At 63.7% G+C, this 23,713-nt stretch carries 25 protein-coding genes and 1 tRNA gene; 12 read left to right on the forward strand and 14 right to left on the reverse strand.

The genetic code is table 11. The features are described 5' to 3' along the window. Positions 1–27: 27 nt before the first annotated feature. Together ACSVHC_RS19745 and ACSVHC_RS19750 are read right to left on the reverse strand one after the other, a co-directional pair. Positions 28–858, reverse strand: coding sequence for an ABC transporter ATP-binding protein (locus ACSVHC_RS19745; protein WP_439181237.1), 831 nt, complete (start codon positions 856–858; stop codon positions 28–30). Beyond that, positions 855–1,682, reverse strand: coding sequence for an ATP-binding cassette domain-containing protein (locus tag ACSVHC_RS19750; protein ID WP_437770520.1), 828 nt, complete (start codon positions 1,680–1,682; stop codon positions 855–857). The genes ACSVHC_RS19745 and ACSVHC_RS19750 overlap by 4 nt, the downstream gene beginning before the upstream one ends. A 134-nt stretch (positions 1,683–1,816) precedes the next feature. On the opposite strand from ACSVHC_RS19750, the gene ACSVHC_RS19755 reads away from it, so the two are divergent. After that, the gene (locus tag ACSVHC_RS19755) at positions 1,817–2,608 is read left to right on the forward strand and encodes an alpha/beta fold hydrolase (RefSeq protein ID WP_437770519.1); all 792 of its coding nucleotides are present in this window, start codon (positions 1,817–1,819) and stop codon (positions 2,606–2,608) included. Between the two features lie 7 nt (positions 2,609–2,615). Here the strand turns inward: ACSVHC_RS19755 and ACSVHC_RS19760 are convergent, their stop codons facing one another. Beyond that, complete coding sequence (locus ACSVHC_RS19760; RefSeq protein ID WP_437770518.1) at positions 2,616–3,461, reverse strand: phosphotransferase; 846 nt, start codon at positions 3,459–3,461, stop codon at positions 2,616–2,618. An 86-nt stretch (positions 3,462–3,547) separates the two neighbouring features. On the opposite strand from ACSVHC_RS19760, the gene ACSVHC_RS19765 reads away from it, so the two are divergent. The 3 genes from ACSVHC_RS19765 (at position 3,548) to ACSVHC_RS19775 (ending at position 5,212) form a co-directional block, all read left to right on the forward strand. Then, positions 3,548–4,150 carry a cadmium resistance transporter gene (locus ACSVHC_RS19765; RefSeq protein ID WP_439181238.1) on the forward strand — a complete coding sequence of 201 codons (603 nt, stop codon included), beginning with the start codon at positions 3,548–3,550 and terminating at the stop codon, positions 4,148–4,150. Between the two features lie 121 nt (positions 4,151–4,271). Beyond that, a complete protein-coding gene (locus ACSVHC_RS19770; RefSeq protein WP_437770516.1) occupies positions 4,272–4,793 on the forward strand; it encodes a hypothetical protein in 522 nt (173 codons plus the stop codon). Positions 4,794–4,840: 47 nt separating this feature from the next. After that, on the forward strand, positions 4,841–5,212 hold the full coding sequence (locus tag ACSVHC_RS19775; RefSeq protein ID WP_437770515.1) for a sec-independent translocase: 372 nt from the start codon (positions 4,841–4,843) through the stop codon (positions 5,210–5,212). A 4-nt stretch (positions 5,213–5,216) separates the two neighbouring features. Here the strand turns inward: ACSVHC_RS19775 and ACSVHC_RS19780 are convergent, their stop codons facing one another. Both ACSVHC_RS19780 and ACSVHC_RS19785 read right to left on the reverse strand, forming a co-directional pair. Continuing rightward, the gene (locus tag ACSVHC_RS19780; protein ID WP_437770514.1) at positions 5,217–6,938 is read right to left on the reverse strand and encodes an amidase; all 1,722 of its coding nucleotides are present in this window, start codon (positions 6,936–6,938) and stop codon (positions 5,217–5,219) included. Next, on the reverse strand, positions 6,935–7,981 hold the full coding sequence (locus ACSVHC_RS19785; protein WP_437770513.1) for an agmatine deiminase family protein: 1,047 nt from the start codon (positions 7,979–7,981) through the stop codon (positions 6,935–6,937). The genes ACSVHC_RS19780 and ACSVHC_RS19785 overlap by 4 nt, the downstream gene beginning before the upstream one ends. Positions 7,982–8,064: 83 nt before the next feature. Between ACSVHC_RS19785 and ACSVHC_RS19790 the strand changes: the two genes are divergently transcribed. Further along, a complete protein-coding gene (locus ACSVHC_RS19790) occupies positions 8,065–8,730 on the forward strand; it encodes a TetR/AcrR family transcriptional regulator (protein WP_439181239.1) in 666 nt (221 codons plus the stop codon). Here ACSVHC_RS19790 and ACSVHC_RS19795 read toward each other — a convergent pair. From ACSVHC_RS19795 to ACSVHC_RS19810, 4 genes are read right to left on the reverse strand one after another with little or no spacing between them, the layout of a single operon-like run. Continuing rightward, a complete protein-coding gene (locus ACSVHC_RS19795; protein ID WP_437770511.1) occupies positions 8,727–9,566 on the reverse strand; it encodes a ribokinase in 840 nt (279 codons plus the stop codon). The genes ACSVHC_RS19790 and ACSVHC_RS19795 overlap by 4 nt on opposite strands. Positions 9,567–9,612: 46 nt before the next feature. Further along, on the reverse strand, positions 9,613–10,107 hold the full coding sequence (locus tag ACSVHC_RS19800; RefSeq protein ID WP_437770510.1) for a nucleoside deaminase: 495 nt from the start codon (positions 10,105–10,107) through the stop codon (positions 9,613–9,615). 11 nt (positions 10,108–10,118) lie between these two features. Next, the gene (locus ACSVHC_RS19805; RefSeq protein ID WP_437770509.1) at positions 10,119–11,096 is read right to left on the reverse strand and encodes a nucleoside hydrolase; all 978 of its coding nucleotides are present in this window, start codon (positions 11,094–11,096) and stop codon (positions 10,119–10,121) included. Between the two features lie 37 nt (positions 11,097–11,133). Then, positions 11,134–12,567: an MFS transporter gene (locus tag ACSVHC_RS19810; protein WP_439181240.1), complete on the reverse strand. Its 1,434-nt coding sequence runs from the start codon at positions 12,565–12,567 to the stop codon at positions 11,134–11,136. A gap of 158 nt (positions 12,568–12,725) precedes the next feature. On the opposite strand from ACSVHC_RS19810, the gene ACSVHC_RS19815 reads away from it, so the two are divergent. Next, on the forward strand, positions 12,726–13,511 hold the full coding sequence (locus ACSVHC_RS19815) for a GntR family transcriptional regulator (protein WP_437770507.1): 786 nt from the start codon (positions 12,726–12,728) through the stop codon (positions 13,509–13,511). 123 nt (positions 13,512–13,634) lie between these two features. On the opposite strand, the gene ACSVHC_RS19820 is transcribed toward ACSVHC_RS19815, so the two are convergent. Both ACSVHC_RS19820 and ACSVHC_RS19825 read right to left on the reverse strand, forming a co-directional pair. Next, on the reverse strand, positions 13,635–14,414 hold the full coding sequence (locus tag ACSVHC_RS19820; protein WP_437770506.1) for an SDR family NAD(P)-dependent oxidoreductase: 780 nt from the start codon (positions 14,412–14,414) through the stop codon (positions 13,635–13,637). Between the two features lie 90 nt (positions 14,415–14,504). After that, entirely contained in the window at positions 14,505–15,122 is a 618-nt protein-coding gene (locus tag ACSVHC_RS19825) for a TetR family transcriptional regulator (RefSeq protein WP_437770505.1), read from the reverse strand. 160 nt (positions 15,123–15,282) lie between these two features. On the opposite strand from ACSVHC_RS19825, the gene ACSVHC_RS19830 reads away from it, so the two are divergent. Continuing rightward, positions 15,283–16,170 (forward strand): ScbA/BarX family gamma-butyrolactone biosynthesis protein, encoded by an 888-nt coding sequence (locus ACSVHC_RS19830; RefSeq protein WP_439181404.1) that lies wholly within the window; start codon positions 15,283–15,285, stop codon positions 16,168–16,170. A gap of 1 nt (position 16,171) precedes the next feature. Here ACSVHC_RS19830 and ACSVHC_RS19835 read toward each other — a convergent pair whose 3' ends face one another. Next, positions 16,172–16,870 carry a ScbR family autoregulator-binding transcription factor gene (locus ACSVHC_RS19835; protein WP_437770503.1) on the reverse strand — a complete coding sequence of 233 codons (699 nt, stop codon included), beginning with the start codon at positions 16,868–16,870 and terminating at the stop codon, positions 16,172–16,174. Between ACSVHC_RS19835 and ACSVHC_RS19840 the strand changes: the two genes are divergently transcribed. Together ACSVHC_RS19840 and ACSVHC_RS19845 are read left to right on the forward strand one after the other, a co-directional pair. After that, positions 16,861–17,811: an NAD-dependent epimerase/dehydratase family protein gene (locus tag ACSVHC_RS19840; protein ID WP_437770502.1), complete on the forward strand. Its 951-nt coding sequence runs from the start codon at positions 16,861–16,863 to the stop codon at positions 17,809–17,811. The two genes, ACSVHC_RS19835 and ACSVHC_RS19840, sit on opposite strands and share 10 nt — an antisense overlap. A gap of 233 nt (positions 17,812–18,044) precedes the next feature. Then, positions 18,045–18,120 (forward strand) — tRNA-Ala (locus ACSVHC_RS19845). Between the two features lie 137 nt (positions 18,121–18,257). Here the strand turns inward: ACSVHC_RS19845 and ACSVHC_RS19850 are convergent. Next, positions 18,258–18,770 carry a cupin domain-containing protein gene (locus ACSVHC_RS19850; protein WP_437770357.1) on the reverse strand — a complete coding sequence of 171 codons (513 nt, stop codon included), beginning with the start codon at positions 18,768–18,770 and terminating at the stop codon, positions 18,258–18,260. A gap of 64 nt (positions 18,771–18,834) precedes the next feature. Here ACSVHC_RS19850 and ACSVHC_RS19855 point away from each other — a divergent pair, with 64 nt between their 5' ends. Then, positions 18,835–19,980 (forward strand): class I SAM-dependent methyltransferase, encoded by a 1,146-nt coding sequence (locus ACSVHC_RS19855; protein WP_439181241.1) that lies wholly within the window; start codon positions 18,835–18,837, stop codon positions 19,978–19,980. Positions 19,981–19,983: 3 nt separating this feature from the next. Here the strand turns inward: ACSVHC_RS19855 and ACSVHC_RS19860 are convergent, their stop codons facing one another. Continuing rightward, positions 19,984–20,871, reverse strand: coding sequence for an aminoglycoside phosphotransferase family protein (locus ACSVHC_RS19860; protein WP_437770355.1), 888 nt, complete (start codon positions 20,869–20,871; stop codon positions 19,984–19,986). Between the two features lie 129 nt (positions 20,872–21,000). Here ACSVHC_RS19860 and ACSVHC_RS19865 point away from each other — a divergent pair, with 129 nt between their 5' ends. Both ACSVHC_RS19865 and ACSVHC_RS19870 read left to right on the forward strand, forming a co-directional pair. Beyond that, complete coding sequence (locus tag ACSVHC_RS19865; RefSeq protein ID WP_437770354.1) at positions 21,001–22,254, forward strand: ROK family protein; 1,254 nt, start codon at positions 21,001–21,003, stop codon at positions 22,252–22,254. A 103-nt stretch (positions 22,255–22,357) separates the two neighbouring features. After that, positions 22,358–23,713, forward strand: coding sequence for an extracellular solute-binding protein (locus ACSVHC_RS19870; protein WP_437770353.1), 1,356 nt, complete (start codon positions 22,358–22,360; stop codon positions 23,711–23,713).

Consider the following 23,713-nt stretch of genomic DNA (forward strand, 5'->3'; position numbering starts at 1 on the left):
TGCCTTCTTTCGTGGGTGCGAGTGGATTTAGGCGGGGCGGACTTGTTGCGGGTACGGCCCGGGGAGGGCGGCCGGAAGGCAACGGTGCATGAGTGCCGCGGAGGTTACGAGCTCCTTGGCCTCCCGGGTCTGTGGATTGGCATACACGGCTGCGGTCGGCCCGCGCTCCACGATGCGTCCCCCGGAGAGAACCAGGGTCTCGGAGCACAGGCGGGCGATCGCGGACAGGTCGTGCGAGACGAAAAGGAGCCCCAGTCCGTCCCCCTGGACCAGCTGTTCCATGAGGTCCAAGACCGTGTTCCTGAGGGGAAGATCGAGCCCGCTGACCGGCTCGTCTGCCAGGAGGATGCTCGGCGCGGGGACCAGGGCCCGTGCAATGGCCACGCGCTGGTTTTGGCCGCCGGAGAGTTCCCGGGGCAGTCGGTTGAGCATGCCCGGATCGAGATCTACCCGTTGCAGGGCATTCAGGATCATCCCCCGGTGGTCGCCGTCAATGCGCAGTTGCCTCAGAGGTTCCAGGAGAAGGCGCTCCACGTTCATGCCCGGGTCGAGGCTCGCCGCGGGATTCTGCGGGATGTATTGCACTGCACGGCGATACCACCTCAAGGACGAAGCCGGGCCCGGCGCAACCGGGGTGTCATTGAACGTCACGGTTCCGGCATTCGGCTTGTCCAAAGCGAGCAAGATCCGCAGGAGCGTCGATTTTCCTGCGCCCGAGCCGCCAACCAGGCCGATGCTGCCGCCGGCGGCAATGCTGAGGGAAACGTCCTGCAGAGCCGGCCGGGATGACCGTTTCTTCAGGAGCCCCCTGCCGGGGTAGGTGAGGCCCAGATTGTCGGCGCTCAATACCGCATTCATGCTGAGGCCTCCCGGCGAAGGGAATCGAAACCGACATGCGCGGCTTCCACCAGCTGCTTCGTGTACCGGTGCTTGGGCCGCTCCACTAGCGACTCCATCGATCCCTCCTCGACGATCCGGCCGGAACTTAAGACAAGGCCCTGGTGGCAAAAGGCCGCAGCCACAGCAAGGTCATGAGTGATGAACAACATCGCTCCGGTGGACGTGGAATGCGCAGACGCGGAATGCGCGGATTCGGAATGGGTCGATTCCGAATACAAGGACAAGGCATCGAGGACATTGGCCTGGCTGACCATGTCCAGTGCGGTAGTCGGTTCATCCGCCACCAGGACGGCGCTACGGCAGGCCAGGGCGAGGGCGATGCAGACCCGTTGCAGCTGACCGCCCGACAATTCGCCGCTGAAACTCTCCATGGTCCGTTCGGCTTCTTCTATCCCCACCGACGCGAGCAGCTCAAGTGCCTGTTGCCGTGCGATGGAGGCCGAATGGCCGGCATGCAGTAGCGGGATCTCCAGCTGTCTGCCCAGGCGTACCAAGGGATTGAGCGCTGACATAGGGTCCTGATGGATTGCGGTGATCCCGGCGCGGCGCCTTCGCCTGTTGGACAACGGCACGTCCACTCCGTTGATCTGCAACCGTCCTGAAGCACTCATCGCAGCTGGAAGCTGTCCGAGGAGGGCTGCCGCGGTCAGTGACTTGCCCGAACCCGAGGCTCCGAGAAGTGCCAGTCTTTGACCCGGGTCAATAGCGAAGCTGACTCCGTCAATCAGGGCGCGTCCCCGGAGGGACACCCTCAAATCTCGAACCAGGAGGGCAGGGTGCATGGGGGACTTTCATGTTAGAAGCGATGAGAGTACTGATGCTATCAATACTCATTCTCATTAGGTGAAAATGTTAAGGCGCTTTGAGTTCCCCACGCTCTTGCCAAGTAGCAACAGCCGGCGGCTAGGGTGGGGGCGTGGACTTTGAACATGGCTACGCGCACAACGGCTCCCTGCGGATGTATTACGAGGTTCATGGCCTACCTCGGCCGGACCGGGCTCCCCTGGTATTGATCCATGGCGGCGGATCCACGATCGAGTCGAACTTCCGGGAGCTCATCCCGCTGCTGATCGGGACGCGGCAAGTCATCGCCGTCGAAGAAGAAGGTCACGGCCACACGGCGCCGATCGATCGACCCCTCACTGCCGAAAACTCAGCCGCGGACGTCGCGGCGGTTCTTCGTCAGCTGGACGTTCCGCTGGCGGATGTGCTCGGCTTCAGTGCCGGCGGCCACACCGCGCTCGCCTTGGCCATGGAACATCCTGCGGTGGTGCGCAAGTTGATCATCGCGTCGTCCATGGCCGCGCGCGATGCCATGGTGGAAGGATTCTGGGACGGACTCCAGAACGCCACTTCCGCTGACATGCCCGAGGTCTACCGGGAGGCAGACCTCAAGCTCAATCCGGACCCGCAGCACCTTGAGAAACTCTTTATCCTGGACAGCCAACGAATGCTGACATTTCCGGGATGGACCGACGAACAATTGGGCTCCATCACGGCTTCGACTCTCGTATTGCTTGGCGACCGTGATGTGATCAAGCCCGAGCACGGGGTGCAGGTGGTCCGGGCTATCCCGGGGAGCCGCCTGATGATCGTGCCGGGGAACCATGGAGACTACCTTGGGGAGAAAGCAGCCAGCGACGGCGATCTCCGGACCATGCGCGCGACGCTTCCTTTTCTCCTACGCCATCTCGACGAAGAATTCTAAGCGCCGGTCACGTTATCGCGGCGTGGAGAACTCCGGCGTTTTCGGCCAGCCACGCTTGGCGGCGAAGGATCTTGTCGCCGACGCCCCCATCCCACATCCTCTTCCAGCCGCCGCCTATGGTGAGGGCCCTGCGCCTCATCAAATGCAAGGAGCGGTCGGCGCCGTTCCTGGCCACATCAACTACCTCGGCGCGATCAACTGGACCCAGGCCATAGGCGTCCACGAGCAAAGCAGCCCGGGAGCCGGCATCGACGTCGCGCATGACGGGATCACGGTCCGTGACGGGCATCCAGGCGCCCCACCAGAGGAGCAAGTTCGCAACTTCTTCCGCGCGTGTTGCGGGGCGCACTAAATCGAAGTCGATCAGGGCTACGGCGGTACCGTCCTGGAAGACGACATTCTCCGGGGTGATGTCCATGTGGGCGAGGAATGTTGCCGGTCCCGCGATCGAGCTAGGGCACCCCTGCGGATCGTCATCGTCGCCCGCGCGTGCCCAAGTGGGTACGCCCAGCGGCTGCACGGCGTCATCGTAGCTCCGGACCAGGCGCGCGACGCTGATTGCGCTCGATTCGTCGGCGACCCAGCGTGGCCAGGGGCGGCCGGCGGTGTCCCCGGGAACGAAACTCAGGGTGTCCCTGCCGCCTTCGTCGATGCCCAGAAAGCGGGGCGCTCCCTGGAATCCGGCCGATTGCAGGAAATCCAGGAGACGGCGGACCCGCTGCGAAGCGTCGCTTACAGGCCGCCGCACTGTGTCGCCGACCCGGACGAGCCCCTCCGTCACGTCTCCGCCGAGTAGCGGAACGGCAAGGTCCGGCTGCTCGGGCTCGACGTACGGACGGGTATCTGCAGTCATCGTCCGATGCTGCCATGGCCCGGTCGCTGGCGCCAGCCGGTGTGGTCCGGGCAAGCTCGAGTCTCCAAGCGGTAGTGTCATCAACGATGGAAGATCTGGGCGGCACCGTACTGACAGCGGCCGGAGCCTTTGCGGCGACAAATCTTGATGACCTTCTGGTCTTGTCCGTTCTTTTCTTGTCAGCCAGGACGCGCCCGGTGCCAAGACTCTGGCGAATTTGGGTAGGCCAATACATCGGCATCGGAATACTGACCGGGGTTGCGGCCGCAGCGGCATTGGCGCTCAACCCCGTCCCGGTGGAGTGGGTGGGTTTCCTCGGTCTGGTCCCGCTTGCTTTGGGCTGTTACGCCTTGCTCAGGATTGCCCGCGCGTCCGGAGATCCACCGAAGCCCCGGTCGCTGACCGTGCCCGTGGTTGTCGCCGTGACAGTCGCCAACGGTGGAGACAACATTTCCGTCTACATTCCGCTGTTCCGCTCGCTGGCACCGGCTGCTTCGGTGGCGACGGGTCTGACTTTTGGGGTGATGGTGGCAGTGTGGTGCGCCGCCGGCTACTGGCTGACAGCGCACCCGACCGTAGCTGCGCTCTGCCGCCGGGCTGGAAACTGGGTAATTCCTGTGGTCTACGTCGCGCTAGGGGCCACCATCATTGTCCGCTCCGGCGTCATTGCCCAGTTGTTCCAGCGCTGATCTGCGCAGCATGCAGGGTTCTCCCATCCGGAACTGATATGACTGCGGGTGGGTTTCATCCGGAAGCGCTCAGGAGGATTGGCAGGATATGTTCCGAGGTTCGTTTGTTGTAGGCGCTCTGGTGCTGCTGTTCGGGGCAGCGGCCGTGTTGGGGTTCGGAGCCATCTTCCGGGCCAAGAGTGTCACGGCCCGGATTGACGCCGCCGCAGCCGGGATATTGGCCGCCGCAATGGCGGCGGTAGGGCTCGGATGGGCTCCGCTCGGTGTGGTCCCGCTAGGCGCGGCGATTGGCCTTGTCTTCCTCTTGTCCGTCGTGAGGATCGTGTACAAAAGCCCGGGGACAGCCGGGACAGCGCGATGGTCGGCGATCTATGGCGCAGCGGTGGCGGCCCTTTCAGGCTGGGTGCTGCTCTCCGCGTCGAGTGGAGCTGGATCGGTGTGGGATCATCCAGGACACCAACTGGGCATCATCCTTGCCGACATCATGAGCGCGATCCTCATGCTCTTCGCCGCCACGGGTTGGCTGTTGGGCACGTTCGCGATGCCAGCCGAGAGCAAATCGCACGCCGTGCCCCGATTGAAGGGTGTCCGCGAGGCGCTGATGGCAGCTGGACTTGCCGTAGCGTTGTACGCGATCTCCTAAGCCCGGTGCCGTCCGGAGCGACCGGGTGGTGGATTTAGAATGGAGCCATGATCGATATTTCGATCGAGAAGGTAGTCCTTCTCCTGATTATTGCCGTTTTGGTCCTTGGACCGACCAAGCTTCCGGAGTATGCGAGGAAGCTGGGGCGGCTTATCCGCGAACTGCGGCGCATGGCCTCCGGCGCGCAGGAAAAGCTTCGCCAGGAGCTCGGCCCGGAATTCGAGGACATCGATTGGCAGAAAATGGACCCACGCCAATACGATCCTCGCCGCATTATCCGCGAAGCCCTCCTGGAGGACGAGCCGCTCACTGAGCCGGTCGTCCCAACCCAGGCGCAGCCTCCTGTCCAGCCTCCTGCCCGCCCGGTTGTGCGGTTGGCGGCCGGGCAGAAGGCCCCTTTCGACGACGAGTCCACCTGATTCGTTAGTCGAGGCGCGGTGTGCGCGGGGGAGCGGTGCGGCGCTCGCCTGTTGCTTCAAAGGCCGCGGCCAGTGCGAGCAGTGCGGTGTCGTCGTAGGCGCGGCCGGCGAATGTGAGTCCGACGGGCATGCCGATATCGCCCATGGTTCCCATCGGTACGGTGACCGTCGGGATCCCCAGGTGCCGGGGGACGAGGTTGCCGTTGGCTACCCAGACGCCGTTGCGCCAGCCGAGGTCGGCTGAGGATTCGTTGACGTCCATGTCGGCTGGTCCGACGTCGGCGGCGGCGGGGAAGATGACCGCATCCAGGCCGAGTTCGTCCATCCATTCCTCAAGGTCCACCCGCCGGGTCGCTTCGAGTCCGTGCAGGCCTTCTTCGAGGTGCGGGATGTCGGTGAGGGAGGCAACCGCGTGTGCACGGATGTGCGCCGGGTAGTCGGCGATGTGGTCGTCGAACCCGTCATAGCGGTCCGGGAGGGTGCCTTCCGGGTGCGGGAAGATCGCCGTGCCGTCGACGTCGGCCAGGCTGTTGAGCGCCGGATCCCCGTTGGCTGCGAGGAAGTCGTCCCAGGCCCAGGCGGAGAGATCGACGATTTCCCGTTTCAGGAACTCCGGGCTGACCAGTCCGCGGGTGGAGATGGTGGGCGCGCCCGGGCGGTCGCCTTCGTAGTTGGAGACCACGGGGAAATCCACCAAGACGACGTCGCCTCCGGCGGCTTCGAGGTCGCGCCGGGCAGCTTCCCACAGTTCGATCACGGAATCGCGGGTCTGGATTCGTTGACCCGTGGGTCCGCCGACGCCGGGAGTTTCGCTGGTGCCGGCGTCGGGGTCCGCGTTGATGTACATGCGCGGTATCCCGAAGCGTTTGCCCTTCAAAGCCGAGCGCGCGCCGTCGACGTCGGATGGTGCGAGCGCCGGGTAGCAAGCAGGACGCACCCGGGACGCGGCCGGGATCCGGACCCACGGCTGCGCGCGCCAGAAGTCGCCGCGGGTTTCGGCGTCGTCGGCAACGATGACATCGAGCAGTTCCAAGAGGTCTGCCATGGACCGGGTGTGGGGCACCACGACGTCCATGGTGGGTACCAGCGGCCAGTTGCCGCGCACAGAGATGACCCCGCGCGACGGTGTGTACGCGCACAGGGCATTGTTCGACGCCGGTGCGCGGCCACTGGACCAGGTCTCCTCGCCCAGGCCGAAGGCTCCGAAGCTCGCCGCGGTCGCGGTTCCCGAGCCGTTCGAGGATCCGGAACCGAAAGCCGCAGTGAGGAAATCGGCGTTGTAGGGGCTTTCGGCGCGTCCATAGACGCCGCGTTGCATGCCGCCGTTGGCCATGGGCGGCATATTGGTCAGGCCGATGAGCACGGCGCCTGCCGCGCGGAGGCGTTCGATGGTGAAGGCGTCGCGTTGGGCGATGAGGTTTTCGAACGCGGGGGAGCCCGCGGCGGCCGTGAGCCCTTTGGCCAGGTAGCTGTCCTTGGCGGTGTACGGAATGCCGTCGAGGGGCCCGAAGGTGGTGCCGTGTGCCCGGCGCTCGTCGGAGGCCCGGGCATCTGCGAGCGCTTCGGGGTTCATCACCACCATCGCGTTCAGCATGATGCCGGTGCGGTCGTAGGCGTCGATGCGGTCCAGGTACACCTGGGTGAGTTCCTCGCTGGTCACTTCGCCGGACTCCAGCGCCGCCCGCAACTGCGCGATGGAGGCCTCGACGACGTCGAAGCGGCTCATCGTGCGGCCTGGCTGGTGAGTTTGGGCTGCTGCTGCGTGATGCAGTGGATTCCTCCGCCCCGGGCGAGGATCGGCCGGGCATCCACGGTCACGACGCGGCGGCCCGGGTAGGCCTCCGCCAGGATTTCCGCGGCCAAGGCGTCGGCCCGCTCCTCGCCATAGCCGCACGCAATCACGCCGCCGTTGACCACGAGGTGGTTGACGTAGCTCCAATCGACGAAGCCTTCCGCGTCCCGCAGGGTCTCGGGTGCGGGAAGCAGGGTGATTTCGAACGGTTTGCCTGCAGCGTCCTGCTGGGTTTCGAAGAACCGTTGAAGGGTGCGGCTGACCTCGAAATCGGGGTGCTCGGGATTTGTCTGCGAGTGCAGCAGGACCCGGCCGGGGGAGGGAAGGGTGGCCACCATGTCGATGTGGCCGCGCGTGCCGAGGTCCTCGTAGTCACGAGTGAGGCCTCTGGGTACCCACACGGTGTGAGTAGTGCCCAGCGTGCGCGACAGTTCCGCTTCGACGCGTGCCTTGTCTGCGTGCGGGTTTCGGCCTGGATCCAGCTGGACGGTTTCGGTGACAAGGACTGTGCCTTCACCATCGACGTGGATGGCGCCGCCTTCGTTGACCAGCAGCGAAGTGACCAGTTCCGCGCCGGACTCTTCGGCGACAAAGCGGGCCATGCCGGCGCTCTTCTGCCATTCGGACCAGGCCGGCGCGCCCCAGCCGTTGAAGATCCAGTCGACTGCGCCGAGCACGCCGGGACGCTCGTCGTCGACGACGAAGGTGGGTCCGACGTCGCGCATCCAGAATTCGTCGAGGGGAGCCTCAAGCTGTTCGATTCCGGCGCCGAGCATGCGGCTGGCCCGGTCCCGTTCGCTGGGGTCGACCACCATAGTGACGGGCTCGAATTCGGATACTGCATGCGCGACGGCGGTCCAGGCCAAGTACGCTTCTTCCGCCGAAGCGGCGTCGTCGCCCAAGGTCAGGCCAGGGCGGGGGAACGCCATCCAGGTGCGCTCGTGGGGTGCGGTTTCGGCTGGCATTCTCCAGGCCATGGAAGTCTCCTCTGTGTTGTGAGGTGAAATTTCTTATTGATCGCATGATCAACAACAAGAAAACTACTTTAGACTGTTACGTGATGTCAAGCACGATACAGAAACGCGCTGCGCGGAAGACGCCGGCCGAACGCGCGGCCGAAATAGCCGAGGCTGCCAAGGAAATAGCGCTTGAGCAGGGGCTTTCCGCCGTTACGCTGCGCAACGTGGCAGCGCGGGTAGGAGTGGCCTCAGGCCTCGTCGCGCATTACCAGCCCAATGCGGAGGCCTTGGTGGCGGGCATCTTTTCGACCATCGTCGCGGCGGAGACCGAGGAGGTTGCGGGCCTTCTGGAGAAGCAGCCGACTCCCTTGGAACAGCTCGGGATGCTCCTCGAAACGCTCATGGACGTCAGCCGGCTCGATGTCACTGCAATCTGGGTGGAGGCGTGGACCCTGGGGCGTCGGAACGAGGCGCTCGCAGCCTGCGTCCGTGAGCAGATGGATGCATGGCAGGCCGTGGTGCAGCGCGTGGTCGAAGCGGGGATCGACGCGGGTGAGTTCGATACCTTCGATGCTCCGTCTGTCGCCTGGCAGATCCTGGGCATGGTGGACGGACTGAATGCCCAGGCTCTGGTGCGCTGGGACGGCGTCAGCGACCGCGGTACGCACCTCGCCCGCGCCGTGGAAGGCATGGTAGGTGCAGCCCGCGGTTCGCTGGTGCCGGGCGGTATCCAGCACCTCGGGCGGATCTCAAGCTCGGATTCTTAGATCCCCAGGTAGTGTTCCAGCCGCTCGAACTCCGGTTGGGAAAGCTCGCTCGCGACGGCGGCGGCCCCCACCGCGCAGGCGGCCGCGAGGCTGCTTTCCTCATCCAGGCCCGACGCGAGTGCCAACACGAGCGCCGCACAGAAGGCGTCACCGGCCCCCACGCTGTTGACGACGCTCGTCTTGGCTGCGGGGGCATGGGCGGTCCTGACGCCTTGCGTGTACATCGACGCTCCGCCTGCGCCGTATGTGACGGCCACGCGTTCGGCGCTCCGGAGCTCGGGGATGAGCTCGTACTCGGACTCGTTGACGATCACCAGGTCACAGCGTTCCAGAAGCTCGGCCGGGAGTGCCTGTGCCGGGGCGGCGTTGAGGGCGAAGAACCCGATGGTGCGGCGCGCGGCTTCCAGGACGGCGTCTACGGCGATTTCAAGCTGCGCGAGCACCGGCCCGCCATCGGCGAAATCGGCACGTTCCAGCGAAACCGCGGCATTGGCTCCAGGAGCCACGGCGATTTGGTTTTCGCCCTCGCTGTCGATCACGATCAACGCCGTCCCCGTCGGCGCGGGAACCTGCTCCACTGCCGAAGTATCAACCCCTGCCCGGTCCAGGGCCTCCATCAGAAGCCGCCCATCCGGATCCGCGCCGACGGCGCCCACCATCCGGGCGGCCCCGGCCAGCCGCGCAGCAGCCGCGGCCTGGTTGCCTCCCTTTCCGCCGGGCTGACGGGTAAGGGTGCCGCCGCCGATGGTTTCGCCGGGGGAGGGCAGGCGGTGGACGCGGCACGTGAGATCGACGTTGAGGCTGCCGACAACAGTGAGCGTGCTGGGGATGGGCATGAGCTGTCCTTTTGGTGGTGCTGGATTGCGGTGTCGGGTTTCCGGACTAGTGCCAGAAGCCAAGATGGACCTCTGTTGCCTCGGGAAGCGGAACGGGACCCGTCACGGAGACGCTACTCCCGCCATGGGCAAGGACTTCGCGGCAGGGCAGGTCAAGAGTGGGCACGCCGGACTGCTCGGTGACAATCGAGGCAAGGTCCTTTTCGGACAAGGCATAGACCACGCGTCCGATTCCCGCCCAATAGATCGCCCCGGTGCACATGGCACACGGTTCGGTGCTTGTGTACAGCGTGCTGGCGGCCAATGTGCCGGCGTCGAGCTTCCTGGCGCTCAGGCGGACCAGATTGGTCTCGGCATGACCGGTGGGATCGTGTTCCGTGTTGACGGTGTTCACGGCTTCCACGATTGTTCCGTCCGGTGCCAATAGAAGTGCGCCGAACGGGTGGTCGCCGCGGTCCCGGGCCGCCCTCGCGAGGGAAATGGCGCGGTTCAGCATCTCGAGGTCGGCCTGGCTGGCCTCGGTGGGTGAAGAAGTGTTCATCAAAAGCCCCTTCAGTTCGCCGCAGGCAAAGACAGGATCCGCTCCAGGAGGTGCGCCGCGGCGTCGCCCTTGACGGACAGCACAACCCGGGACGCCCGACCCGGCATCGGGCCAGCGTAGGCGGCTCCGGCGTCGATCCGCTCACAGCGGGTCTTGCCGTGAGTCTCACCCGTACTCGTGTCCACGGAAATTCCAACGTACGGGGCGTCGTCGAGCTCGAGGGCACCCACGGCGATGGCTGCCGCCAGCGGATCGTGGAGGGCGGCGCAATGCTCACCGAAAATCGTGTTGTAAAACGCGAAGTACTGGACGAGCATCCCGGAGAGCGCACTGGCCACCGGGTGTCCGGCTGTCGTAAGCGCGGAACGATGGGTCTCATCGAAGCGGTGGTTCATCGTCACGTCCAAGGGAACCATCGTGACCGGCCAATCGGCTTCCATCACCACGGCGGCTGCTTCGGCGTCATTGAAAATGTTGGCCTCTGCGACTGGGCTGATGTTACCGGGCACAAACGCGGCTCCGCCCATGACCGTGACATCGCGGACGAGCGACGGGAGCTTCGGGTCCAGTTGCAGCGCGAGGGCCAGATTGGTGAGCGGGCCGACGGCGATGACGCGCAATTCACCCGGGTGCTCGTTGGCGAGCCGCACCAGCATCTCCGCGGCCGTCTCTGATTCCGACGTCAGTCCCGAGTCTTCCAAGGCGACCCCGCCGATGCCGTTCTCGCCGTGAACGTGCGGCGCCCCGCCGTCGAACGTGCCCACGAGGGGATCGTGGGCGCCCACGGCCACGGGGATCCCGGACCTGCCGGCGGCATGGAGCAGGTTTAATGTGTTGACGGCCCCGGTTGCTGCACTGACGTTGCCGCTGACGGTTCCGATCCCGGCCAGCTCCACCTCGGGGCTCGCCAGGAGATAGGCGATTGCCAGGGAATCGTCGATGCCGGTATCGCAATCGAGGTAGAACGGCTGCGGTGTGGTGGTGGTCATGGTGCTCCTTCGTAGGTTTGGTGACTCTGGTTCGGGCTTAGGCATGGGCGACGACGACGGCGGGCGCCGCAGATGCGCTCGCAGCGACAGGGCGCAGGATCAGGGAAGCGGCAAAGGCCGCGAGGGCGAAGCCCGCCGAGATCCACAAGGCAGTTTGGTAGCCGGCGATGGTTCCGGCGGCGACGGCGGGTGCGACGACGGCGATTCCCACACTGGCTCCGATTCCAAAGCATGCTCCATTCAGGCCGGGCACGGAACCCGGCGCCGATTTGGGTGAGTTCAGCACCGCGATGCCGCTCACCGTGCTCTGGAACTGGCCGAGATACAGGACTCCCATAATGATCAGCAAGGCGAACACCATCCAACGGTCCGCGGCAAAGATCGCGACCGCAACCGCAGCGACAACGATCAGGCCGCTGCTGATCCTCAGGGCCTTGAACCAGCCGATGCGCTGCGCGAACCAGCCGGAGAACACCGCCGTGAGTACACCCACGAACGCCGTGGGCGTCAGGTACAGGAGGGCTGACATGGAAGCGGATAGCCCGTATCCGGCTTTTGCGTCCTGGCTCAGGAGGATCACTGTGAAGTTCAATGCCGAGAAGATGCCGGCAAGCGTCAGCACCGTGCTCGCCAAAACCGGCCACACCTGGCGGGACCGCAATTGCTCGATGGCGATCAGCGGACGGGCAACACGCTTTTCCACGGCGACGAACGCCAGCCCGGCAACCACTGCGCCGGCGAGATACCCAAGGGTCCAGGCGTCGCCCCATCCGGACGTGGAAGCCTGTCCGATCAGGTTGCTCAAGAGAACCAGGAACGTGCCCAAGGTGCCTGCGCCCCACCAGTCCATGCGTCCCTCGCGTGTCCGGCCGGGCCTCTTCGGGACCACGACGGCGACCAGCACGATCGCCAGCACGCCCACGCCGAGGACCAGGACAAAGAGGAACTGCCAGCCGATGGTGTCGGTGATGAAACCGCCCAGGAAGCCGTCGAGCCCGCCAATGCCGCCATTGACCGCCGAAATAACGCCCACGGAGATGCCGAAGAGGCGTTTGCTGAAACGCTCGGACAGGAGCAGGAAGGAAATGGTGAACGTGGCGCTCGTTGCACTTTGCAGGACCCGGCCCACGAGTAGGGCGGTCAGGTTCGGAGCCAGCAGGCACAGGACCGTGCCGCCCAACATCATGGAGAGGACGATCAGCAGGGTGCGGCGGCGTCCCAGGAAGTCGCTCCATCGGGAAAATGCCATACCCAGGACCGCGCCGGTCAGGAAGAAAAGCGATTGGACTTTGGCCACGTTTTCCGTGGATTCCTGGAAATGGGCGGCCATGGCGGGCAGTGCCGCCGAGAACAGGCTGGCGTTGAGCTGGTAGCTAAGGATCGAAAGGATGAGCGTGGCAATGAGGACGGGCACTCGGGCTGCTTTTCGCCGTAGGGGGAGCCCTGCGGTGCTGGTGGCTTGGGTAGTCATGGACAAACTTCCTTGTTTGAGACAAAACGGCTTCGGGGGCGGCTCGATGCATGTGTGGCGCAGAGCACAAGATGGCTTATATGTGCATCATACACGCTTGTTATACAAGCTCGGAATACCCATCGCGTAAACTCTCAATATCGACGAAGGGAGCCATTTTGGACCGCAGTGCTGAGGCCGTTCTTTCGGAGCCGTTGGATGCCACCGCCAACATCCCGCTCCGGGTTGCCGTGTACTCGCGCATCATGAATGCGATCCGGGCGGGGCACTTCCCCGTTTCGTCGCTGTTGCCCTCGGAGACGGACCTTGGTTCGGCAATGAAGGTCAGCCGGACGGTGGTCCGCGAGGCTCTCATGCTCCTCGAGGAAGACGGATACGTACGCTCGCGTCGAGGGATTGGGCGCTTTGTGGCCACCCGCCTGCCGCGGGTTGGCCTCGAACGGATCAGGCCCATGGAGGAGATCCTGGCCGAGGCCGGATCCGCCATCCAGGTCAGCCGGACACAGCATCTGCTGCACCCGTCGTCGTCGGTGTTCACTGCAGAGCCGCTCGGAATCCGCGAGGAGGAGCCCTCCTGGTTCTTCGAGAGCGTCCTCAAACGGGACGGCTCACCCATTGCCCTGATCCAGGAACACGTGGCAAGTAAGGGGGGTCTCATTGATCGTGACCCTGAAGCGGCACGCGCCATTGTGGACGACGTCGAGAGAGGGGCCACGCTGCTGGCTAACCTAATTGCGGCTGTCGGCCCGGCCTTTGGTCCCGGCGAGACCGATATCGCGGCAGGCACACCGGGCGTCGCGCGCGGCGAGCTGCTTGAGCTGGACGCCAAGGACCCTGTACTGATCCTGACCCAGACCGTGGAGCATTCCGGCCAGGTCGTCTATTTGGCCAAGACGCTGGTCAACACGGGAGTGGTCCAGATCGGAATCATCCAGGGAACCTAACGGGCGGGCACCGAACTGACTCGCAGTAGGTGTCGTTTTGGGCGCCCAAAACGACACCTACTGCTGGGCCCACGCCGCCGGGGTTCCCTGGCCGAGCTTGCGAGGCGAGGGTGGCGGCGGGGATTAGTTGGCAGGGCGCACGGCCCGTCCCGCGGCCGCGATCACCAGCTTCTCCGGAAGCAGCTTCACCGCCACCCGGGCAACAAAGGAGTTGAGACGGCCATCGACGACGCTCGGCTTGTTCCCGCGGATCGCGGACATAGCGGTGTCCACCACCTGCTCCGGGGTCCGCATCGATCCGGCGGCTGCAGCCTCGCCGGCGATTTCAAAGAATGGCGTGTCCGTAGCGCCCGGGCAAACTGCAAGGACTTTCACGCCTGTGCCTTGTGTCTCGGCCCATAGCGCCTGGGTGAACGAGAGTACGAAGGACTTTGTCGCGCCGTAGACGGCCATGTGGGGTATCGGCTGGAATGCGGCCGTACTCGCGATGTTGATGATGGCCCCCGAGCCGCGCTCAACCATGCCGGGCAGGTATCGCGTGCTGGTGCCGACCAAGGTGGAGCAGTTCAATTGGATCTGTTCGACATAGCGATCGGCGTCTGCGTGGAGAACTTGTCCATGTGTTCCGAATCCCGCGTTGTTGACCAGGATGTCCACTGTGAGTCCCAGGGATTCGGTGGCGAGGTGGAGCTCCTTTGCGGAGTCCGGCAGGCTCAAGTCCATTGCGAGGACAGTCACTTCGGTGCCCTGCTCGCGGAGTTCACCCGCAAGCGCTTCCAGCTTGCCCTGGCTGCGGGCAACCAGAATCAAGCGTGCGCCCTCGGCAGCGAGCCTTCGGGCAAAGACCGAACCAATGCCGGTGGACGCTCCAGTGATGAGGGCTGTTTTGGCTGAAATATTCATTTCTACTCCTAGTAAACTTAGTGCTAATAAACTGACTGTGCGGTTTGTTTTTTGGCCAGTGTTGAAGTCTTTGACTCGAGGGTTGCTGCGTTACTGGCTGGAGATGAACTGCTGTTCGAGGAGTTGCAACAGTAGCGTCGCGCGTCGTTCGAAGGCATCGAGATCTTTGGGGTCAAGGGCGTCGGTGACCGACTTCAGGCCATCGAATGCGGCCACAATAACCGTTGCCGCGTCGCCGGGATCCCCTGGAAACGTCAAGTCGCCGCTTGCGCGGCCCCGCTGAAGGATGCCGGACACGAGGTCCACCCATGCGGCCAGTGGAGAGGAGCCGCCGGGGTGCTCATTCGCAGAGGCGAGCTGATTGGCCAAGTGCACGACGCCCCACGCGGAAGAGTCGCTCAGGACTGTCCTGACCATGAACTCTCCGAGACTGCGCAACTCCTCAAGCGGATTGTTCTTGCTGAGAATTTCCTCTTGCACGCGACGCAGCCAACGTGCCTTTTGCTCGTCGACGACGGCCTGGGCCAATGTTGCTTTCGAGGAGAAATGGAAGTAGATGGCGCCTTTCGTGAGCCCGACTTCCCGGATGATGTCGTCCATTCGGGTCTGCTCGAAACCCTTGCGTGCAAAAACGTCCGCGGCAACCCGAAGGATCTCATTCCGTGTGGCCGCACCCTTGGGCGTACTGCCTGTGTCGCCAAATTCCATATCGTTAAACTACAAACCGACCAGTAGGTATGTCAATCCGGACAGTTCGCCGACCTCGATATCCGATGGGCACAGCTTGCCGATAAGATTTGGTCGTTTAATGGGGACGCAACAGCAGCGCTGGCTGGTGTGGCAGATCCTGGGAGGAGTGGGGGACCCAATGCGCGATGAAGCGCTCTTCGAGGCTTCCGTCAAGCGGGAGCTCGTCCATAAGCGCTCGGTTTCGGAAGTCTTCTTGACTGGCTTCGTTCAATCAGGTTCCAGGCGGTTCATTGCGGGAGCGCAATGGCCGCGATGGCACGTTTTTTATGGGTCGCCGGACGGTTCGCCGGATTCGGCGATCATGGCTGAGACGTTGCGGCAGGCGGTGATCTTCTTGTCCCATTTGTGCGGAGTGCCCTTGACCCATAAATTCCTCATGCCGCATATGAGCATCTCGGTAGAAGCCGCAATCTTGGATCCGCTGGTACCCGCGCAAGTGGCGGTCGAACTCGATGTCAAGGACATGAAGCTCAGTGGAGGGCACTTGTCGGCACTGGCTGTGTCTGCGAGGTTCGTTGTCGACGGTGCCCCCGTAGGGGAAGGGGTGGCGGCGGCCCGCATTGTGAATCCGGCGACGTACGAGCGATTGCGTGGGGCGGTCCCTGCCGGGTTGCCCGCCGCCGGCGAAGACTTACTGGCGTGTGCCGACGTCGGGCATGCCACCCAGCGGAACGTGATGCTCGGGCAAAGTTCACGCCGGTTCGTCTGGCCGCTGAGGGTTGATCCAACCCACCCGATCTTCTTTGATCATCCCCTTGACCACGTACCGGGAATGCTTTTGGTGGAGGCTGCGAGGCAGGCTGTGCGCGCAGCGTGTTCCCGACCGGATGCAGATTTTGCCTTGTTTGAGGCGGAATTCATGAAGTTGGTCGAGTTCAGTTATCACGTGGACGTTGCTGTGACGCAACTCGATTCACATAGCCCCCACGGTGTGATGAGGGTCCGGTTGCTGCACGAAGAAGAGACCCTGATGTCCTTGTTGGCTCGGGTCAAAACGCCGCGTTGATTCAGGGAGTCCCTGGGCCTTGCGGGTGAATCGGCGCGATGGCCGGCATCATGAAACCCCACATGTCGTCAATCCGTTTGAGAACGTCGCGCCGCTCGGTCAGCACGTTGGAAACCATCTGGACGCCCGTGAATGACGCAACTAGATAGCGTGCGAAGTCTGCGGCATCGACTTCGGGCCGCACGTCACCCTCCAGTTGAGCTTGGCGCGTCAGCATCTCCATGGTCGTGACCCAGTCCTGGTAGGGACCCTTGACGTCTCCGTTGAACGCCGAAGCTTCAAATGTCAGCCGGATGCCGGCCCTGACGATTGGCTCGTCAAGTAGCTGTTGCCCGAATGTCCGGCACATGGCGATCATGGTCTCCAGCGCGGGCAGTCCGGCGGCGGCGATCTTCTCCCCGGCAACACGCACAATGTTGTGCTGTTCGGCGATGACCGCCAGCGCCAGGTCTTCCTTCGACTTGAAATGGAAATAGAGCGCGCCTTTAGTGACCGAAGCGCGGTCAGTGACGTCGCTTAGGCTTGCATTCCCATAGCCGACCTCTTCAAAGATCGACGCTGCACCCTCAATGACTGCCGTCCGGGTGGCTTTGGCACGTTGCTGCATGATCCGCGTGGAGACCTCTCCGGTTTCTGCGTCCGGGATACTTGAGTACATGAAGCCTACGGACCCGAGGATCGGCGGGGGCCATGTCGACATGTGTTGACCATGTGCCCCGGGTCCTGGTCCTGGGTTCGTCAGGTTTCATTGGAAGCCGGGTTGTAGCCTCGCTCGCCGGATCCGGAGGGGCGCACGTTGTGGCACTCTCACGAAAACCGCCTGCAAGACTACGAAACAATAACGCTACCATTGCGACCGCCGACATTTCCGTCCCGGGGAGCCTGATTCCCTTCCTGGCCGGTACGGATGTTGTCATCCACGCCGCATCCTATGTGGGCTCCGAGCCTCGCCTTGCCCAAGAGATCAACGAGGCGGGCACCGGTCACGTCGTTGAGCAATGCCGGCAGGCCGGAGTTGCCCGGCTGATCTATGTCAGTACTTGCAGTGTTTATGGGAGCGGCCCTCACCGCGGCATCCTTGAATCCGAAGCCGGCTATCACCCGGCCTCGGTGGCCAGCGCCAGCCGCGCCGTCGCCGAACAATTGATTCTCGGCTACGGCGGCGAAGTTGTTCGTCCCAACCTCGTGTTCGGCGCGGGAGACCGCTGGTTTGTACCGGGCCTGCTCAAATTGATGAAAGTGGCTGGAGGGTGGCCGGGTGATGGTTCGGCGCTGCTTTCGCTTATCGGGGTGGAGGCCCTGGGAGGGCTGCTTTCCGGGCTTGCGCTGGCGCCCGGACAACCCGGGCACGCTTTCCATGCCGCATACCCGGAACCTGTCCGGGTGTCATTCCTTTTGCAGAGCGTTGCCCGGGCATTCGGTGTGGAGTACCCGAAGTTCCTGGGAGATGACGAACGTGCAGGCCCGGCCTTGCGCGCAGCAGGATTCAGTGGCCATCAGATTGACTTGGTGACGAAGGATCACTGGTATTCCTCTGAAGGCCTTTGGCGGGTTTCCGGGCGCGAACCGGAGAGGTTCAACAATGCTCTTGGTGAATTTTCTTCTGCCTACCAGGTTCCGTGGGAGTCCGCCCGGTCATAAACCGGTTGAACGGTTTGTTTAATGCCCGGTCAGTCTCTACACTTCAGTGCAGTGGCTCGTTGTGTTTTTGCGGCAACAGCTGAAGGGCAGTAATGGGGGGAGGTGCGGCCGAGCAATCGACCGCACCTCATCTGTCCTGAAGCCAGCAGCGTCCGATTTCCTATCTCACATTGTTGTGGTTTAGTATTGACGAGTTGCTCCGGCGGGGATGTAAGTCCCTGCGGGCAAAGTTCGGGGCTGTGGCGCAGCTGGTAGCGCACCTGCATGGCATGCAGGGGGTCAGGGGTTCGAGTCCCCTCAGCTCCACCAAGGAAAGGGAACCACCCGCGCGGGTGGTTCCCTTTTTCGTCTCTCCGTGGGACGCGCTGGATGCACCCAACTGACTCACAGTTAATGTCGTTTACAGGCTTCTAAACGACATTAACTGCGAGCTAGTTGGGTAGGTGCTACTCGGGCTTGACTCCATATTCTGCCGCGCTGACAAACTCGATGGCCGAGTAGGTCTCGTCGCCCACGACCCAGGCGTTGTGTCCCGGCGGAATGGTGTATGAATCTCCTTTGGAGATGCTGATTTTCTTGCCGTCGCTGGTCTCGACTTCCAGTGCACCGGCAATGCAGTAACCCACGTGGTTGAGCTGGCAGGAATCCGTTTGGACCACCGGTTTGATGCAATCTGCCCAACTCCAGCCCGGCTCGAAACTGAGGCGGCCGATGGTGTAGTCACCGACGGTGACGTTTTCCACCACGGTCTTCTCCGGGCGCCGGATTTCATCCGGGGAATTGTGCGACTTTACTTCAAGCTGAGTGACGAGGTTGACAGTCATGGTCTGCTCACAAGGGGGAGTGGGAGCCTGGTCTTCCAGGTCCGCAACGTGGCTCGCCCTTCGCAGCGGACCCTGATGTCCGGGCTGCTTGCGGCGCGTGCCGTAAGCAGCGGTCAGACGGTCGATAACTTGCAATCTCTACCTTCCTCCGCCACCCCCATGTTGTCGAGGGTTCCCGAGGGGGATAGATTGGTGCACCGTGACCTTGACCGAGCTGGATGCAAACCTTGAGACGCTGTTCGGCACCCTCCGCCGCTTCCCCGACGTCGAGGCGGAGAACCTGCAGGCGCACGACGCCACTGACCGGCTCCTCCTTGAGACCGCTGCAGGCTACATCGTTAGTCCGGAGACCCGTGTTGCGGTGGTCGGTGACCGCTACGGAGCCCTGACCCTGGGCGCTTTGGCGGCCCTCGGCGTCGGGCACGTCCGCGTGACCCAAGACCTCTACGTCAGCAGGCTCGCGCTGCAACGGAACGCCGACGCGTCCGGGTTTGCCGGCCGCTTTGATCAGTTCGAGCTGGGCGCCGGGCTGCTCGACGGCGCCGAACTGGTGATCATGCAACTCCCCAAGGCCCTCGCGGAACTGGAAGAAATCGTCGACGCCGTTGCGCGCTTTGCGGCGCCGGGAGCCGTCCTGCTGGCCGGAGGACGCGTCAAGCATATGACCCTGGGGATGAACGCCGTCCTTGAACGCAGCTTCGAATCGGTGCAGCCGCAGCTTGCGCAGCGGAAGTCGCGGATCCTGCTTGCCACCGCTCCCAAACAGCCGGGCAACCCCGAGCCCTTCCCGGTCTCAGAGCAGAACACCGAGCTGGGGATCACGGTCTGCGCCCACGGGGGTGCGTTTTCAGGCACGAAGCTGGATATCGGCACGCGCTTCCTCTTGGGCTTCCTGGAGAGGATCCCCGAAGCCCGCCACGCCGTGGACCTTGGCTGCGGGACCGGGATCCTCGCCTCGATGTACGCCCGGAACCGTCCCAAGGCCCGGGTTACCGCGACGGACCAATCGGCCGCAGCAGTGGCGTCGGCCCGGGAAACCGCGGCAGCCAACGGACTGTCAGATCGAATCACGGTTGTCCAGGACGATGCCATGTCCACCTTCGAACCTGGCAGCGCCGACCTCATCCTGCTGAACCCGCCGTTCCACCTCGGCGCGAGCGTCCATGCCGGCGCGGCCATGAAGATGTTTGATGCGGCGGCACGCGTCCTGGCTTCCGGCGGCGAACTCTGGACTGTCTACAACAGCCACTTGCAGTATCGCGCGGCGCTTGAAAGGCTGATCGGCCCCACCACCGAAATCGGCCGGAACCCGAAATTCACGGTGACACGCAGCATTAGGCGTTAAGGGTCAGCGCTCCAACAGCACCTGCTCCACCCCGAAATGCCCGATTCCACCCATCCCGGGATTGTCATCCGAGAAACTGACCATCGCTGTCGCGAGGACCACTGCCCAGCCCATGGCCCGGGCCCACGTAGCAGCGTCCACGGCGCGTCCGAAAGCCGCCATGAAACGGTGCCGCGCGCCGTCGTCGAACATCAACCACGCGACGGCGAGGTCGACGGCGGGGTCCCCGGCCCCGAGGTCTCCGAAGTCGACGACGGCGGCGAGACGGCCGTCGGGCCGCAGGAGGACGTTCGCCGGGTGCAGATCGCCATGCAGCCACAACCCGGGTCCGTCCCACGGCGGGGCCAGGCAAGCCTCGGACCAGATCATCCGCAACTGCGCCGCCTGGGGATAACGGCCGGAATCGTCGAGCCGGTCCATGACCGCGTCAGACCTCGCTTCCAAAGGCACCCCGCGGACGGGATTGACGGGCGCGCCCGGCGCGGCAGGAACATGGATGGCGAGGAGGAAGGCGGCAAGGTCCTCGGCCGCCGCGTTCCGTGATTCCTGGGACGCCAGCACCGCGGAGAGTCCCTCCAGCCAGGGAGTCACGCTCCACGGCCATGGATAGTCGGCGGATGGCCGGCCCGAGTGGAGGGGGCTGGGGAGGGGCACTGGGGAACGCCTGGCATACCCGGCGAGATATTGCTGTTCATGCAGGATCAACTGCGCTGCTGCTTCCCGCCGGGGCAAGCGGACAGCCCACTCCTTGCCAAGCCGGTACATGACGTTGTCCCAGCCGTTTGCCACCAGCTCCAATGGAAGGTGGGAGAGCCCCGGTAGTTGTTCTTCGAGCAGATTCCTCACCAACCCCGCGGTGACGTCCAGCTCGGCCTGCGGCATGAGTGCCATTTTCCAATGCCTCCCATCAGGAATATCCGGGACCGTTACACCCGGGCAGCGTGTGGGCATACCGGGACAAGCACACGTGCCGTACGATGCAAATGCAACAGCATTATTCGAATGATTTTAGGGGTATCCGTGACTGAGATCCGCCAGCCGACTCCGAGGCGCGGAACCAATCTGCCCCGCATGGGGGACTTCAACCTGACTGTCATCCTCGACGCGATCAGGCGCTCGTCGGGCGGACTGAGCCGGGTGGAACTCGCCCAAATCGTCGGCCTTTCACCGCAGACTATTTCGAACATCTCCCGCCGCCTCCTGGACCAACAGCTCATTATCGAGGCAGGCAAGGAAGGCAGCGGTCCAGGTAAGCCCCGCACCATCCTGCGCCTGAACCCTTCCGGAATGTACGCGCTTGGCGTACACCTTGACCCCGCGGTCATCACCACAGTGGTCCTTGACCTGGTGGGCGACGTTGTGAGGCACTCAAGGATTCCCACGCCCACCGGAAGCGATCCACAGCGCGTCATTGCCGCCATAGCGGAGGAAATCAAGGCGCTGATCGAAGATTCCGGTGTTGATACGGGAAAGATCGCGGGACTTGGCGTCGCGGCGCCGGGGCCAATTGACCTTGACGAGGGTACGGTCGTGGATCCGCCCCTCATGACGGGTTGGGACCGGGTGCACCTGAGGGACGCCCTCGCCGAAGCTACCGGGCTCGAGACCCTTGTCGACAAGGACGTCACCAGCGCGGCCGTCGCCGAAACCTGGGCCGGCGGGGCGAGTGGCACCGGAAGTTTCATCTTCATGTATATGGGTACCGGCATCGGTTGCGGCATCGTGTTGAACGACGAAGTTGTCCGCGGAACATCCGGCAACGCCGGTGAAATCGGCCACATCATTGTCGATCCGGACGGGCCCCCATGCGATTGCGGCCTGCGCGGTTGCGTCAAGTCTTCCTGCATCCCGCAGGTCCTCGTGGCAGAAGCCGAAGAGCAAGGTGTCCTGAACGGTGGCCGCAAAGGCACCGAAGGCCCGGAGGTCCAGGAAGGCTTCGCCCGGCTCTGCGATGCCGCGGACGCGGGTGACGAACGCGCCATCGCGATCATAGACAAGTCAGCGGTACTGGTTGCGCGGGCGGTTGCGGTGGTGACCAACACCCTCGACGTCGAACGCGTCGTCTTCGGCGGTCCGTTCTGGGGCCGCATGTCCGAACGTTACCTGGATCGCATTCCTCCCCTGCTCGCTGCCAACAGTGCCGCCAACAGCATCCATGGCATCGAGGTTGTGGGGACCGGAGTGGGCGAGGATGTCGGCGCCATCGGGGCGGCCTGCCTGGTGCTGGAACATACGCTTGCGCCGCGCGCCCAGCGGCTCCTGTTGGAAGGCTGAGGCCTTCACCACGTCCTGCGTCGCAGGGCTGCATTATCAATATCGGCAACAGGCTGGGCCAGCTGAAGTGTGGGGGCTGCAGCCGCTTGAAGATCGGAGCGTCATGCGTCGCCCAGTCCGGATCGGAGCAGCACTGCTCGGCGTCGTAGGCCTTTTGGCCTCGGCCGCCTGCTCTGCCCAACCGCAAGCTGTTAACAAACAAACCATCAAGATCGTCTATCAAAAGACGGACTCCTTCACCGCCCTGGACAAGGTCTTCCAGGACGCGAAGCAGGAATTCGAGGCGGCAAACGCCGGCGTCACCGTGGATTTGGAGCCCATCCAAGCCAACGACGACGACTATGGCACCAAGCTCGCTCTCGCCCAGCGTTCCCCGGACACGGCTCCGGACGTCTTCTACGAGGACACCTTCAAGGTCCGCGCGGACGTCGACGCCGGGTACCTGCTGAAACTCGATTCGCAACTGGCCACGTGGGACGAGTGGTCCAAGTTCAACGAGGGTGCCAAGGCCGCGGGACGCGGTGACGACGGCAGTGTCTATGCCGTCCCGCTCGGCACCGACACGAGGGCCATCTGGTACAACAAGACAGTCCTCCAGAAAGCCGGCATCCCGGTGCCCTGGCAGCCGAAAACCTGGGACGACATCCTGGCTGCGGCCCGCAAGATGAAGGCCGCGGATCCGAGCGTGATTCCCTTCAGCATGTACGCCGGTAAAGGCACTGGTGAGGGTACGGTCATGCAGAGCTTCTATGAATTGCTCTATGGAACGGGAAGCTCCCTGTATTCGGAAAGCGACAAGAAGTGGGTGGTGGGATCCAAGGGATTCACCGATTCACTCCAGTTCCTGAAGACCCTCTACGATGAGAAACTTTCCGTGACCCCCGCGGACGCCCTCGATTCGAACGTGTGGAAGAAAGTCTTTGGACAGTGGCTGCCGCAAGGCAAAATGGGCGCCACCGTGGAAGGCTCCTACGCGCCGTCGTTCTGGCAGAAAGGCGGTTCGTACGAATGGGCCGGCTACGCGCAGGATATGGGAGTAGCCAAGTTCCCCACCCAGCTCGGACAGGATCCCGGCGGCGTGAGCATGTCCGGTGGCTGGACCCTCGCCGTTGGGGCGAAGACCAAAAGCCCGGACCTGGCCTTCAAGTTCCTGACCACTGCCGTGAACAAGAAGAACGCCTTGGCCTTCGACGTCAACAATTCCCAGATCGCCGTCCGCACGGATGTCGCTTCCGATCCCGGTTACCAAGCGGCCAACCCGTTCGTGAAGGATGTTTCCGATCTGGTGGGCGTCACGCACTATCGCCCGGCAACCGCCGACTACCCGAAGATTTCCCTCGCCGTCCAACAGGCCACGGAGGCGGTCATCACTGGCAAACAAAGCCCAGCGGAGGCCGCGGCCGAATACGACGCGTCGGTCAAGAAACTCGTCGGCGACACCAAGGTCATGCAGAAATGA

Source organism: Arthrobacter sp. KNU-44 (assembly GCF_051843155.1).
Taxonomy (GTDB): domain Bacteria; phylum Actinomycetota; class Actinomycetes; order Actinomycetales; family Micrococcaceae; genus Arthrobacter.

What these genes read in the sequence shown, in the direction of transcription:
- ACSVHC_RS19780 (WP_437770514.1), bottom strand. Translation starts at nt 6,938, where the DNA reads ATGAGCCGCTTCGACGTCGTCGAGGCCTCCATCGCGCAGTTGCGGGCG.
- ACSVHC_RS19790 (WP_439181239.1), top strand. Translation starts at nt 8,065, where the DNA reads ATGTCAAGCACGATACAGAAACGCGCTGCGCGGAAGACGCCGGCCGAA.
- ACSVHC_RS19745 (WP_439181237.1), bottom strand. Translation starts at nt 858, where the DNA reads ATGAATGCGGTATTGAGCGCCGACAATCTGGGCCTCACCTACCCCGGC.
- ACSVHC_RS19825 (WP_437770505.1), bottom strand. Translation starts at nt 15,122, where the DNA reads ATGGAATTTGGCGACACAGGCAGTACGCCCAAGGGTGCGGCCACACGG.
- ACSVHC_RS19860 (WP_437770355.1), bottom strand. Translation starts at nt 20,871, where the DNA reads ATGGCACTCATGCCGCAGGCCGAGCTGGACGTCACCGCGGGGTTGGTG.
- ACSVHC_RS19805 (WP_437770509.1), bottom strand. Translation starts at nt 11,096, where the DNA reads ATGACCACCACCACACCGCAGCCGTTCTACCTCGATTGCGATACCGGC.
- ACSVHC_RS19830 (WP_439181404.1), top strand. Translation starts at nt 15,283, where the DNA reads ATGCGCGATGAAGCGCTCTTCGAGGCTTCCGTCAAGCGGGAGCTCGTC.
- ACSVHC_RS19835 (WP_437770503.1), bottom strand. Translation starts at nt 16,870, where the DNA reads ATGTCGACATGGCCCCCGCCGATCCTCGGGTCCGTAGGCTTCATGTAC.
- ACSVHC_RS19795 (WP_437770511.1), bottom strand. Translation starts at nt 9,566, where the DNA reads ATGCCCATCCCCAGCACGCTCACTGTTGTCGGCAGCCTCAACGTCGAT.
- ACSVHC_RS19750 (WP_437770520.1), bottom strand. Translation starts at nt 1,682, where the DNA reads ATGCACCCTGCCCTCCTGGTTCGAGATTTGAGGGTGTCCCTCCGGGGA.
- ACSVHC_RS19765 (WP_439181238.1), top strand. Translation starts at nt 3,548, where the DNA reads ATGGAAGATCTGGGCGGCACCGTACTGACAGCGGCCGGAGCCTTTGCG.
- ACSVHC_RS19840 (WP_437770502.1), top strand. Translation starts at nt 16,861, where the DNA reads ATGTCGACATGTGTTGACCATGTGCCCCGGGTCCTGGTCCTGGGTTCG.
- ACSVHC_RS19775 (WP_437770515.1), top strand. Translation starts at nt 4,841, where the DNA reads ATGATCGATATTTCGATCGAGAAGGTAGTCCTTCTCCTGATTATTGCC.
- ACSVHC_RS19800 (WP_437770510.1), bottom strand. Translation starts at nt 10,107, where the DNA reads ATGAACACTTCTTCACCCACCGAGGCCAGCCAGGCCGACCTCGAGATG.
- ACSVHC_RS19760 (WP_437770518.1), bottom strand. Translation starts at nt 3,461, where the DNA reads ATGACTGCAGATACCCGTCCGTACGTCGAGCCCGAGCAGCCGGACCTT.
- ACSVHC_RS19870 (WP_437770353.1), top strand. Translation starts at nt 22,358, where the DNA reads ATGCGTCGCCCAGTCCGGATCGGAGCAGCACTGCTCGGCGTCGTAGGC.
- ACSVHC_RS19810 (WP_439181240.1), bottom strand. Translation starts at nt 12,567, where the DNA reads ATGACTACCCAAGCCACCAGCACCGCAGGGCTCCCCCTACGGCGAAAA.
- ACSVHC_RS19820 (WP_437770506.1), bottom strand. Translation starts at nt 14,414, where the DNA reads ATGAATATTTCAGCCAAAACAGCCCTCATCACTGGAGCGTCCACCGGC.
- ACSVHC_RS19785 (WP_437770513.1), bottom strand. Translation starts at nt 7,981, where the DNA reads ATGGCCTGGAGAATGCCAGCCGAAACCGCACCCCACGAGCGCACCTGG.